The sequence below is a fragment of the Bradyrhizobium sp. USDA 4473 genome, from assembly GCF_054063335.1.
Map to the genome: position 1 here is coordinate 3,987,123 of NZ_JBSSGE010000001.1, position 11,571 is coordinate 3,998,693.

Sequence of the window (11,571 nt, forward strand, 5' to 3'; positions counted from 1 at the left end):
TCGCGCGAACGCGCGCCCGATGACAGGCTCCGCGATATCCGGGGCATCTCCCCCACGTCGCTGCGCTCATGCGGGCTACGTTAGTGCCTCGTCCGACGACACCAAACGGAACTTTCGCTGCCATCGAGGCTTGTTTTCCCTCACCGGGAGAGGAGAACCCATGGCCAGAAAATATTCGCGAAAGGCATCGCGCGATGTCGAGGGCGCGATGAAGAAGCGCAAGGCCGGCACGCTGCGCAGCGGCCGCTCCAAGAAGAAGGTGAAGAGCCGCAAGCAGGCGATCGCGATCGGTTTGTCCGAGGCGCGCGCCAAGGGCAAGAAGGTACCGAAGAAGTCCTCCAAGAAGAAAGCGTCGAAGAAGCGCAAGACAGCGAAGAAGCGCAAGAGCTCGAAGAAGAAGTAACGGATGAATTGCATTCATCCGTCATTGCGAGGAGCGTAGCGACGAAGCAATCCATCCCTCCGCATATGGAGAGATGGATTGCCTCGATACGCTCGCAATGGCGAATCAGTTCACCCCGCCTTGCGCGACCGCGCACTCGACCGGTGCGTCTTCTTGGCGGCGCGGCGGTGCGAGGTCGGGCGGCGCGCGGTGGAGCGCGAGCGCCGGGCGCCGTGCTTCCCGCTTTTCAAGCTCTGCTGCAACGCATCCATCAGGTTGACCACATTGCTCGGCTTCTCCTCGCGTTCCGCGGCCTTGATCGGCTTGCCGGCGGCCTTGCGGCGGACCAGCGCCTTCAACGCGGTCTCGTATTCGTCCTTGAATTTCGACGGATCGAAATGTGCGGCCTTGCTGTCGAGGATGTGGCTCGCAAGCTCGATCATGTCCTTGGTCACTTTCGGGCTCTTGATGTCGTCGAAATAGTCGTCCACCTCGCGCACCTCGTAGGGGTAGCGCAGGGTGGTGCCGAGCATGCCCTTGTCGAGTGGCTCGATCGCGATCACGTGCTCGCGGTTGGTCAGCACGATGCGGGCCAGCGCGACCCGGTCCTGGTCCTTCATGGCGTCGCGGATCACCGCGAAGGCGTCGACTCCGGCCTTGCCGTCGGGCCGGATGTAGTAGGGGTGGTCAAGATAGCGCTTGTCGATCTCGCCCTCGGGCACGAAACTGTCGATGTCGATGGTGTGGTTGCTCTCGATCTCGACCGCCTCGAGTTCGTCCTTCTCGATCTCGACATATTTGCCCTTGCTCACCTCATAGCCGCGGCCTTTCTGGTCGCCCTCGACGACGTCGCCGGTCTCGCTGTCGACCATCTGTTGCTTCAGCCGGTTACCGGTGTCCCGGTTGATCATGTGGAAGCGGGTTTTCTCGACCGAGGTCGAGGCCGGATAGAGCGCCACCGGGCACGACACCAGCGAAAGTTTGAGCGTGCCTTTCCAGTAGGCGCGGGGAGCGGCCATGATCGTCTCCAAACAGCTTGAGTTTGGAACTTGAACGGATACCGTAGGTTTTGGTTCCTGAAGGCCGCACGGGGGCGGCGGCCATGATTTGCGCCGAGGCCTGCACGTGTCGCTGAGAAACCTCACCACCTATCGCAAGAAGCGCGACTTTGAGAAGACCAGCGAGCCGTCGGGCGAAGTCAAGGTCGCGCCAAGCAAGCAACGGCGTTTCGTGATCCAGAAGCATGATGCGACGCGCCTGCATTATGATTTCAGGCTGGAGTTCGACGGCGTCTTCAAGTCCTGGGCGGTGACGCGCGGGCCCTCGCTCGATCCGCATGACAAGCGGCTCGCGGTCGAGGTCGAGGACCATCCGCTCGACTACGGCGATTTCGAAGGCACGATTCCGGAGGGACAGTATGGCGGCGGCACCGTGCAGCTGTGGGATCGTGGCACCTGGGAATCGGACGATCCCGAGCGCGGCTTCAAGAAGGGCGACCTCAAGTTCACGCTGCATGGCGACAAGCTGCACGGCAGCTGGGTGCTGGTGCGGATGAAGAACGACCGCTTCGGCGGCAAGCGCACCAACTGGCTCTTGATCAAGCACCGCGACGAATATGCCGTGGAGGGTAACGGCGAGGCGATACTCGACGAGGATCGCTCGGTCGCATCGGGACGCTCGATGGACCAGATCGCCGCCGGCAAAGGCCGGGCGCCGAAGCCGTTCATGCTGGCCAAGGGGAACGGGAAGGCCAAGGCGGATGCGGTTTGGCAGTCCAATCACGGCATGGCCGCGGACGCGCGCGCCAAAACCAAGGCGCCGGCGCCGAAAGCGAAGTTGAAGGCGCGAAAGGCGACGTCGAAGCAGGTGTCGGAGATGCCAGATTTCGTCAAGCCGCAACTCTGCGCTGCGGTCGAGAGCCCGCCGAACGGCGCGGGCTGGTGCCACGAGATCAAGTTCGACGGTTATCGCGTGCAGCTCCGCGTCGAGGACGGCGAGGCCGTGCTGAAGACGCGCAAGGGGCTCGACTGGTCCGACAAGTTCGGTGCGATCGTGACGGAGGCAGGCAAGCTGCCGGACGTCCTGATCGACGGTGAGATCGTCGCGCTCGACAAGGACGGTATACCGCACTTCTCGACGCTGCAGGCGGCGCTGTCCGATGGCAAGACTGACCACCTGATCTTCTACGCGTTCGACCTGCTGTTTGCCGGCCACGAGGATCTGCGTCCGCTGCCGCTCGCCGAGCGCAAGGCGCGGCTCAAGAAATTGCTGGCGTCGCGCAAGGGCAAGAACCTCCTGATCCGCTATGTCGAGCATTTCGAGCAGCGCGGCGAGGCCGTGCTGGAGTCCGCGCGCGAGCTCAGCCTCGAAGGCATCGTTTCCAAGAAGCTCAACGGGACCTATCATTCCGGCCGTTCCGATGACTGGACCAAGGCCAAGATCCGCGCCGGCCATGAGGTGGTGATCGGCGGCTGGAAGACCACCAACGGCAAATTCCGCTCGCTGATGGCCGGCGTCTATCGCGACGATCATCTGGCCTTTGTCGGCATCGTCGGCACCGGCTTCGGCCAGGACACTGTCCGCCGCATCATGCCGGCGCTGAAGGCCGCGGCATCGGACACCAGCCCGTTCGGCGGCAAGGATGCGCCGAAGAAGACCCGCGACCTGCATTGGCTGAAGCCGGAGCTGGTCGCCGAGATCGAGTTCGCCGGCTGGACCGACGCCCGCAATATCCGTCAGGCTGCGTTCAAGGGCCTGCGCCAGGACAAGCCGGCGCACGAGGTCGAGGCCGAACGGCCGGTCGCAACCAACGTGGTGAAGCCGATGGCCAAAGGGAAATCGTCCGGAACGTCGGCCGGAAAATCGTCCGCCGAAGTCATGGGCGTCGCGATCTCGCATCCGGACAAGGCATTATGGCCGGACGCCGGCGACGGCGAGCCGGTGACCAAGCGCGATCTCGCGAATTATTTCGAGGCGGTCGGCGAATGGATGATCTCCTATCTGAAGGGACGCCCATGCTCGATCGTTCGTGCTCCTGACGGCATCAAGGGCGAAACCTTCTTCCAGCGCCACGCAATGGCCGGCACGTCGAAGCTGCTTAAGCTCGCCAAGGTGTCCGGTGACCGCAAACCGTATTTGCAGATCGACCAGATCGAGGGTCTCGCGGCGGTCGCGCAGCTCGGCGGCCTCGAGCTGCACCCGTGGAACTGCGCGCCTGACGCCTACGATACGCCAGGCCGCCTGGTTTTCGATCTTGATCCTGCGCCTGATGTGGCGTTCACCGAGGTGATCGACGCGGCCAAGGACATGCGCAAGCGACTGTCGGCTGTGGGCCTCGAAAGCTTCTGCAAGACCACGGGTGGCAAGGGTCTCCACGTCGTCACGCCGCTGACCGACGGCGCCAGGGACAAGGTGAGCTGGAAGGAGGCCAAGACATTCGCGCAGGCCGTCTGCCAGTGGATGGAGCAGGACGAGCCCGAGCGCTATCTGATCAACATGTCCAAGGCCAAACGGAAGGGCAAGATCTTCCTCGACTATTTGCGCAACGACCGGATGTCGACAGCGGTCGCGGTGCTGTCGCCGCGGGCGCGGCCGGGCGCCACGGTCTCGATGCCGCTGGCCTGGAGCCAGCTGCGCGGCAATCTCGATCCGAAGAAATTTACGGTACGGACCGTGCCGGCGCTGCTCGCCAAGACCAAGGCTTGGGACGGCTATGAGGATGCGGCATCGTCGATCAAGGCAGCGATGAAGAAGCTTGCGGGGAATTAGCAGATTGTGCCGCGGGCTTAGTTCGTCATACCCCGCGAAGGCGGGGTATTCAGCATGCCGCGGCTTGTCGGTTCGGCCGCTGCTGCCTCTGAAATACCGGATCACCCGCGAAAGCTTTCGCGGGTGATGACATCTCTATGTGAGTTGCTCCGTCGCGGGATGCTACAGCCGTCCCATCAGCAGCAGGATCAGCAGGATCACGATCACGAGGCCGAGGCCGCCGCCGCCGTAATAGCCGGTACCGTAGAACGGTCCGCCGCCGATGCCGCTGAAGCCACCGAGCAGTGCGATGACCAGAATGATAAGAATGATCGTTCCAATTGACATTGAGTCTCTCCTCAGCCCCGTGGGCTTATTGATCTCTGCCCTTCGGGGACGGAAACAATTCGCAACTACGAAGGTTCCCCTTACGGCATAACGATAAACCTGTGTGATCTTCCGTTCAGGTTGGAACAGAACTACATCAGCGGAATCCATGGAGGAGTGCACTGCGATGTCGGCTCCGCTAATCGTCTCGATCCCTCACAGCCTCGGCCGCGACGAGGCCATGCGCCGCTTGAAGACGGGCCTGTCGCGCGCGGCCGCGAACGTGCCTGTCATGAGCGTTGATGAGGAGCACTGGGACAATAACCGCATGAACTTTCGTGTCCGCGCACTGGGGCAGGTCGCGGCCGGACACGTCGATGTCGAGGATACTCATGTGCGCCTGGAAGTTACGCTGCCATGGCTGCTGCAACGCTTTGCCGAAGTGGCACAGGCTGCCATCCAGAAGAGCGGGCAGTTGCTGCTGACCAAGCGTTGACCCGCGGTGCTAGCTGTGTGCGCGTGCACGCCTTGCGGCGTGCTTTGTTCCTGCCGCGGTCTTGGCCTTCAACACCGCGACCGGCAGTTTGGCGAACAGCGTCGAAAGCTGGAGCTTGCTGTCCCCGCCCGGCGGCGCGTATCCGCTCAGGTCGAGCTCGCCTTCAAACGCCTCAGGACGGGGCCAGCTGCGTCCGTCCTGCGTGAATGGCGCAAATGATTTCGTCACCGCGACGATAGCAGCCTCGCGGCCATGGCGCCGCGCGAAGGCGATGACATGATCGCGATGCGGGCCGTTGACCGTCAACGGCTCGTAGCCGCCGCTGGTGAAGATTTCGGCCAGCTCGTTGCGCAGCCGCAGCAGATGCCGCGTCCACGCGAATTTCAGCCGGCCGTCGCGCCAGCTCCGGGCCAGCGCATCCCAATCCGGTGCATCGAGCGCTGGAAGCATGTCCGCGCGTGCAGCAAAGTCGACCCGGACGGCGGTTGTCCGGATCGACCAGCGAAAGATCCCAGCTTTCGGTGCCCTGGTAGAAATCCGGCACGCCCGGCATGGTCGCCTTCAGCGTGATCTGGCTGAGCGAGTTCAGCACGCCGATCAGCGCCGTGCGCCCGGCCAGCGTGTCGAGGGCGCCGAGAAACTCGGGTGAGATGTTGCGATCGAGGATCCGCGCGATGAATGTCTTCACGCCGGCCTCGTAAGGCTCGTGCGGATTGAGCCAGCTGGTTTCCTGCTTGCCCTCGCGCGCTGCCTTCAGCGCATAGGCCTGGATGCGTGCGCCCAGCGATGGGTCGTCCGGATCCCAGGCGCCGAGCAGGGCCTGATATAGCATGTATTCGAACGTCGCCGAGGGGGCGCGCATCTCGCCGTCCAGCACCAGATGCGGTGCGTTCAGCACCTTCCAGCGCGCCACCGCGCTGGTCCATTCGCCGGGGATTTCGGCAAGCGCCATGATGCGGGCGCGGGCGTCCTCGCCGCGCTTGGTGTCGTGGGTCGCGGTCGACGTCATACCGTGCGGCCAGTCGCGGGCGCGGGCCTGCATCATGGCGTGGAAGGTCTCGGGCGCGATCGCACTCGCCGCGGGATCGCCGCCGACCTCGTTGAGTGCCAGCAGGCGGTGATAGCGATAGAACGCCGTGTCCTCCAGCGACTTCGCCATCATCGGCCCGGTGAACTGCTGCACTTTCAGCGCGAAGCGCCGGACCCGCGGCGCGCTGTGCGGGGGACGGCCGGGCTTCAGCAGGTCCATGGTCAGGGCATCGCGCAGGAAGTCGAAGATGCCGTCGTCGGCGGCAAACCAGTCGGCGCGGGCGCGCTCGATGGTCTCGCTGATCAGCGTCCGATCATGCGCTGTCGGGCCGGAGGCGGTGAGATAGGTGCGATAGACCGGGAAATGCAGCACGTAGAGCTCGAGCGCCTGCCGCAGACTGTCGGCGGAGAAGTCGCGGGTCGAGTAATGTCCGCTGGCGATGCGCGCGACGAGCCGCGCCAGCACGGTGAATTCGCTGGTCAGCAAGGTCTCCAGCACGCGGCGCTTGGCGGCGCGCAGCACCGGCACGAGGTTCGGCGACTGGTTGCTGATTTGGCGCCAGATCTCGTTGAGCGGATCGAGGCCGGCGCCGTCGACCAGCACCTGGCTGATCGTGTTCATCCATTCATAGCCGGTGGTGCCGTGGACGCCGGCAAACTTCGTCAACTTCTCGTTCTCGCCGAGGATCTTCTCGATCACCATGTAGAACGGCCTGGCCTCGGCGCCCTGCGCCGAGCGGATCAGACGGCGCAGCCGCTGGAAGTACTGCGCGGGATCGCGCAGGCCGTCGATATGATCGAGCCGCAGGCCCTGCAGCCGGTCCTCCGCAATCAATCGCTTCACCAGGCTGTGGCTCGCCTCGAAGGTGGCGGCGTCCTCCACCCTGAGGCCCGCAAGCGTGTTGATGTCGAAGAAGCGCCGATAGTTGATGTCGCTTGAGGCAAGCCGCCAATGGCCGAGCTTGTAGTGCTGACGCTCCAGGAGATGATGCAGCGCCAGCGTCTGGGTGGGGCGATCCTCGCCGGCGCGATAGGCATTGAGCCCGCGCGCGATGAGCTCGGCGGCGCCCTCGATCGCCCGGATCGCCACCTTCAGCGCCGGCGCTTCCTTGCGGTTCGGGTGACGCAGCCCGCGATACCTGGCGGCGAGCTCGAGCAGCGCGCGCCCGGCCGCACTGTCTTCGGCGCCGGCCTCGCGGACGATGGTCCGCAGTACCTCGCCATATCGCTCCGGCGCGATCGGCAGGCGGTGCTCGAAATACCAGGCTGAAAAGCTGCCTTCGTCGGCATCGTAGCGCAGCTCGATCTCGCCGCGCTCCAGCGCCTGGCCGTAGGACGAGCCGAGGATCGGCAGCAGCACGCCGCCGCGCGCGCGATAGGGCAACTGATCCCAGTCGATGTCGAAGGAGACCGCGTGCGGCGACACCGGTCCCCATTCCAGCACGTCGAGCCACCACGGGTTGTCGGCGAAATGCACGCCGACATGGTTCGGCACGAAATCGAGGATCAGGCCGAGGTCGTTCTTCTTCAGCGCGTCACTGAGCCGCGCAAAGCCCTCCTCGCCGCCGAGCTCCGGATTGAACTTGGTGTGGTCGACGACGTCGTAGCCATGGGTCGATCCTTTGCGTGCCTTCATGAACGGCGAGGCATACACATGGCTGATGCCGAGCGCCTTCAGATACGGCGCCACCTGGGCTGCGGCATCGAAGTCGAAATCGGCAGTGAGTTGCAGTCGGTAGGTCGCGATCGGGATCGCCGGAGGCATTGTGCTATCCGATGTGCCAGCGTGCCGCCCAGGCGGGGAGGTCGCCCGACAACGCGCCGCCCCAGATCGCAGTTCCCTTCGGCTCCGGCGCTTCGGTGATGGCGCGATCCGATAGATTGGCGGTCAGCCGCAGCGTGCTGCCGTCCCCCATCTGCCAATGCGCCGTCAGAAGGTCGCCCGCCACGATGGCGTCGCCGAAACGCGCCCCTTGCAGCCGCGGCGCGATCTCTTGCCGCCGCACGGCGAGCAGGTCACGCACCAGCGCAAGCCGCGCGCGGCCCGGATCGTGCTCGCGCGCGGCCCAGTCAAGCACCGCCGACCGCACCGTCGCTTCGGCCAGCGGATCGGGAATCTCGTCGCCATATTTGGCGTAGGCCCAGGCGAATTCGCGGCGCCGCCCGGTGCGGACGGCGTTGGCGAGGTCGCCCTTGAAATCGCAGAAGAACGGGAAGGGCGTCGTGGCGCCCCATTCCTCGCCCATGAACAGCATCGGCGTGTTGGGTGCGATCAGCGTGACCGCCAGCGCCGCCTCGATCGCCTCGGGCTTTGCTATGCTTTCGAGCCGATCGCCGAGCGGCCGGTTGCCGATCTGGTCGTGGTTTTGCAGGAAGTTGATGAAGCAGGTCGGCGGCAGCGCGCCGCTCGGCTCGCCGCGCGCCTTGCCGCCCCAGAACTCCGAGATTTCGCCCTGATAGATGTAGCCGGACGACAGCGCGCGTGCGAGGTCCTGCTTCGTTGAGCGGTAGTCACCATAGTAGCCTTGCTCTTCGCCGGTCAGCAGCACGTGCCAGGCGTGATGATAATCGTCGTTCCACTGGCCACGGAATTTGCCGTCCGGCGGATCCTCGACTGCGTCGAGCAGGCTCGCAATGTTGTCGCCATTCTCCAGCACGAGGTTGATATGGCGACCGGTCTCGGCGGCGAGCTGGCCCGCGGCCCTGCTGAAATCATGCAGGATCGAGATTTCGCCGGCTTCGACGATGGTGTTGACCGCGTCGAACCGCAGCCCGTCGAAGCGATAGTCGTGCAGCCAGCTCACCACGCTGCCGACCGCAAAGGCCCGCACTTCGGGCACGCGGTAGTCGATCGCGCTGCCCCATGGCGTGTGCGCGTCGCTGAAGAAAGAGGGCGCATAGCGGCCGAGGTAATTCCCCTCCGGCCCGAAATGGTTGTAGACCACGTCGAGCATCACCATCAGCCCGCGCAGATGCGCCTCGTCGATCAGGGTCTTGAGGTCTTCAGGACGACCGTAGGCGCTGTCAGGCGCGTACCACAGCACGCCGTCATAGCCCCAGTTGCGCGAGCCTGCGAAATCCGCCAGCGGCATCAGTTCGAGTGCGGTGATGCCGGTTGCGACGAGATGATCGAGCTTGTCGATCATGGCGCGGTAGGTGCCCTCCGGCGTGAAGGTGCCGACATGGGCCTCGAGAACGACGCCCTCATGCCATGGACGTCCGCGCCAGTCGGTCGCGCGCCATTGGAAGGCGGCATGATCGATGACTTCGCCCGGGCCGAACACGTCGTCCGGCTGGAAGGCGGAGGCGGGATCGGGCGCGTCGACCTCGTCATCGATGCGGAATTTGTAACGCGAGCCGGCGCGGGCGCCCGGGATCTCGGCGACGTACCAGCCGGCCGCGTCGCGCGCCAGCGGGTGCGGCTTGTCTAGCAGCAGGTCGACGCGCTTTGCCGCCGGCGCCCACAGCCGGAAGCGCGTGCCATCGGGAGTGAGCTCAGGGCCGAAATGCTGGGTGCTCATGCGGAGCCTGCGAATGCCAGCACCGAGCGCGGCGGTGCGGTGGTGTCGGCGCCGGATGCAAACTGCTCGCCGGTCTGCTCGGTCTTGGTCGTGTTCAAAACCTGCTGCCAGCTGTTGTATTCGACCATCCTCGGCATCCTGAACACGATCTCCTGCGGCGCGGCGTTGAGCACGATAAAGATCGGCGCCTGTCCTTGTTCCATGGGACCGAGCACATAGGCGAGGAACCGGCTCTCCGGGAATTTCCAGTCGGATTCCTTCATCTCCTCCGCAGCTGGTGTCAGCCACAGCACGCCATAGCTGCCGTCCGTGCGACGGCCGTCGAGCCAGCTCTGGCAGCGGATCTGGCCGAAGCGCTGGCGCAGCGCAGTGAGGTGGCCGATGAAATCGGTCGCATCGTCGTCGGTGCCGAGATTGTCCCAACCGATCCAGCCGGTCTCATTGTCCTGGCAATAGGCGTTGTTGTTGCCGCCTTGCGTGTTGGCGACCTCGTCGCCGGCGAGGATCAGCGGCGTGCCCTGGGCGAGCAGCAGACAGGCCAGCGCGTTCTTCCTGAGCTGGCGGCGCAGCGCGATGATCGCGGGATCGTCGGTCGGGCCTTCATGGCCGCAATTGTTGCTGTGATTGTCGTTGGAGCCATCGCGATTGTCCTCGCCATTGGCCTCGTTGTGCTTCTCGTTGTAGCTGAACAGGTCGGCGAGGGTGAAGCCGTCATGCACCGTGATGTGGTTGATGCTGGCGCGGGTCGCGCGATTGTCGTGGTGAAACAGATCCGACGACGCGGTCATGCGGCCGGAGATGTCGCCGATCAGGCTGCCTTCGCCGCTCCAGTAGCGTCGCATCGCGCTGCGATAGCGGTCATTCCACTCCGACCATTGCGATGGAAAGGCGCCGACCTGGTAGCCGCCGAGGCCGAGGTCCCAGGGTTCGGCGACCATCTTCACCGTTGCCAATACCGGGTCCTGACGGATTGCGGCGAGGAAGGGATGGTTGCGCTCGAACCCGTTCGGCCCGCGCGCCAGGGTGGTGGCGAGATCGAAGCGGAAGCCGTCGACATGGCAGACCTCGACCCAGTAGCGCAGCGAATCCATCACCATCTGCAACACGCGCGGATGGGTGAGGTTGACCGAGCTGCCGCAGCCGGTGAAGTCGTCGTAGAAGCGCGGGTTCTCGCGGTTCAGCCAGTAATAGGAGGCGTTGTCGATCCCGCGAAAGCACAGCGTCGGGCCCATATGGTTGCCCTCGGCGGTGTGGTTGTAGACGACGTCGAGCAGCACCTCGATGCCGGCATCGTGCAGTCGCGCGACTGTTGTACGAAACGAGTCCAGCGCATTGTCCTGGGCGTAGCGCGCCTCCGGCGCGAAGAAGGCAATGGTGTTGTAGCCCCAGTAGTTCGAAAGCTTCTTCTCGACCAGGACGCGGTCGTCGATCAGGCCGTGGATCGGCAGCAACTCGATGGTCGTGACGCCGAGCCGCTTGAGGTGGTCGATCATCGCCGGCGACGACAGGCCGCCATAGGTGCCGCGCAGGTTCGGCGGCACGTCCTCGCGCTTCTGCGTCAGGCCCTTGACATGGGCCTCGTAGATGATGGTGTCGGACCAGGGAATCTGCGGCCGGATCTCACGCCGTCCCCAGTTGAAGGTCTCGTCGACCACGACCGCCTTCGGCATACCGCGCGCGTTGTCGCGCCGGTCGAACGAGAGGTCCTCGCGCGCGCTGCCGGTGCGGTAGGCGAAATGCGCGTCGCTCCACACCAGCCGGCCGGCGAGCCGCCTGGCGTAGGGATCGAGCAGCAGCTTGTTGGCGTTGAAGCGGTGGCCGCGCTCCGGCGCATACGGCCCCGAGACGCGATAGCCGTAGAGCTGGCCCGGCGAGACGTCGTTGAGATAGCAGTGCCAGACGTCCTCGGTGCGCTCCGGCATCGCGATCCGCTCGAGCTCGCGGCGGCCCTGGCCGTCGAACAGGCACAGCTCCACCTTCTCCGCATTGGCCGAGAACAGCGCGAAATTGGTGCCTCGGCCGTCCCAGCTTGCACCGAGCCGCGCGGACGTTCCTCCGGTCAGTCGCAT

General features: G+C 64.8%; 7 protein-coding genes and 1 pseudogene. 3 read left to right on the top strand and 5 right to left on the bottom strand.

Annotated elements, in window-relative coordinates; all coding sequences use genetic code 11:
* The first annotated feature begins 160 nt into the window (after positions 1 to 160).
* A complete protein-coding gene (locus ACVW17_RS18530) occupies positions 161 to 403 on the top strand; it encodes a DUF6496 domain-containing protein (RefSeq protein ID WP_456753210.1) in 243 nt (80 codons plus the stop codon).
* 110 nt (positions 404 to 513) lie between these two features.
* Here the strand turns inward: ACVW17_RS18530 and ku are convergent, their stop codons facing one another.
* The gene (gene ku, locus ACVW17_RS18535; protein ID WP_456753211.1) at positions 514 to 1,401 is read right to left on the bottom strand and encodes a non-homologous end joining protein Ku; all 888 of its coding nucleotides are present in this window, start codon (positions 1,399 to 1,401) and stop codon (positions 514 to 516) included.
* Between the two features lie 106 nt (positions 1,402 to 1,507).
* Between ku and ligD the strand changes: the two genes are divergently transcribed.
* A complete protein-coding gene (ligD, locus tag ACVW17_RS18540; protein WP_456797778.1) occupies positions 1,508 to 4,150 on the top strand; it encodes a DNA ligase D in 2,643 nt (880 codons plus the stop codon).
* A 162-nt stretch (positions 4,151 to 4,312) separates the two neighbouring features.
* Here the strand turns inward: ligD and ACVW17_RS18545 are convergent, their stop codons facing one another.
* The gene (locus ACVW17_RS18545) at positions 4,313 to 4,477 is read right to left on the bottom strand and encodes a DUF3309 family protein (protein ID WP_082190472.1); all 165 of its coding nucleotides are present in this window, start codon (positions 4,475 to 4,477) and stop codon (positions 4,313 to 4,315) included.
* Between the two features lie 166 nt (positions 4,478 to 4,643).
* Between ACVW17_RS18545 and ACVW17_RS18550 the strand changes: the two genes are divergently transcribed.
* Entirely contained in the window at positions 4,644 to 4,952 is a 309-nt protein-coding gene (locus tag ACVW17_RS18550) for a polyhydroxyalkanoic acid system family protein (RefSeq protein ID WP_456753213.1), read from the top strand.
* Between the two features lie 9 nt (positions 4,953 to 4,961).
* Here the strand turns inward: ACVW17_RS18550 and treY are convergent.
* From treY to glgX, 3 genes and pseudogenes are all read right to left on the bottom strand, one after another.
* Positions 4,962 to 7,746: pseudogene (gene treY, locus ACVW17_RS18555) on the bottom strand (malto-oligosyltrehalose synthase).
* Between the two features lie 4 nt (positions 7,747 to 7,750).
* Positions 7,751 to 9,502: a malto-oligosyltrehalose trehalohydrolase gene (treZ, locus tag ACVW17_RS18560; RefSeq protein ID WP_456753215.1), complete on the bottom strand. Its 1,752-nt coding sequence runs from the start codon at positions 9,500 to 9,502 to the stop codon at positions 7,751 to 7,753.
* Positions 9,499 to 11,571: a glycogen debranching protein GlgX gene (gene glgX, locus ACVW17_RS18565; protein WP_456753216.1), complete on the bottom strand. Its 2,073-nt coding sequence runs from the start codon at positions 11,569 to 11,571 to the stop codon at positions 9,499 to 9,501. Before glgX ends, treZ begins: the two co-directional genes overlap by 4 nt.

Bases quoted from the DNA above. Each gene is read 5' to 3' on its own strand.
- ACVW17_RS18530 (WP_456753210.1), top strand. From the start codon at position 161: ATGGCCAGAAAATATTCGCGAAAGGCATCGCGCGATGTCGAGGGCGCG.
- ku (WP_456753211.1), bottom strand. From the start codon at position 1,401: ATGGCCGCTCCCCGCGCCTACTGGAAAGGCACGCTCAAACTTTCGCTG.
- ACVW17_RS18545 (WP_082190472.1), bottom strand. From the start codon at position 4,477: ATGTCAATTGGAACGATCATTCTTATCATTCTGGTCATCGCACTGCTC.
- ACVW17_RS18550 (WP_456753213.1), top strand. From the start codon at position 4,644: ATGTCGGCTCCGCTAATCGTCTCGATCCCTCACAGCCTCGGCCGCGAC.
- treZ (WP_456753215.1), bottom strand. From the start codon at position 9,502: ATGAGCACCCAGCATTTCGGCCCTGAGCTCACTCCCGATGGCACGCGC.
- glgX (WP_456753216.1), bottom strand. From the start codon at position 11,571: ATGCGACTGACCGGAGGAACGTCCGCGCGGCTCGGTGCAAGCTGGGAC.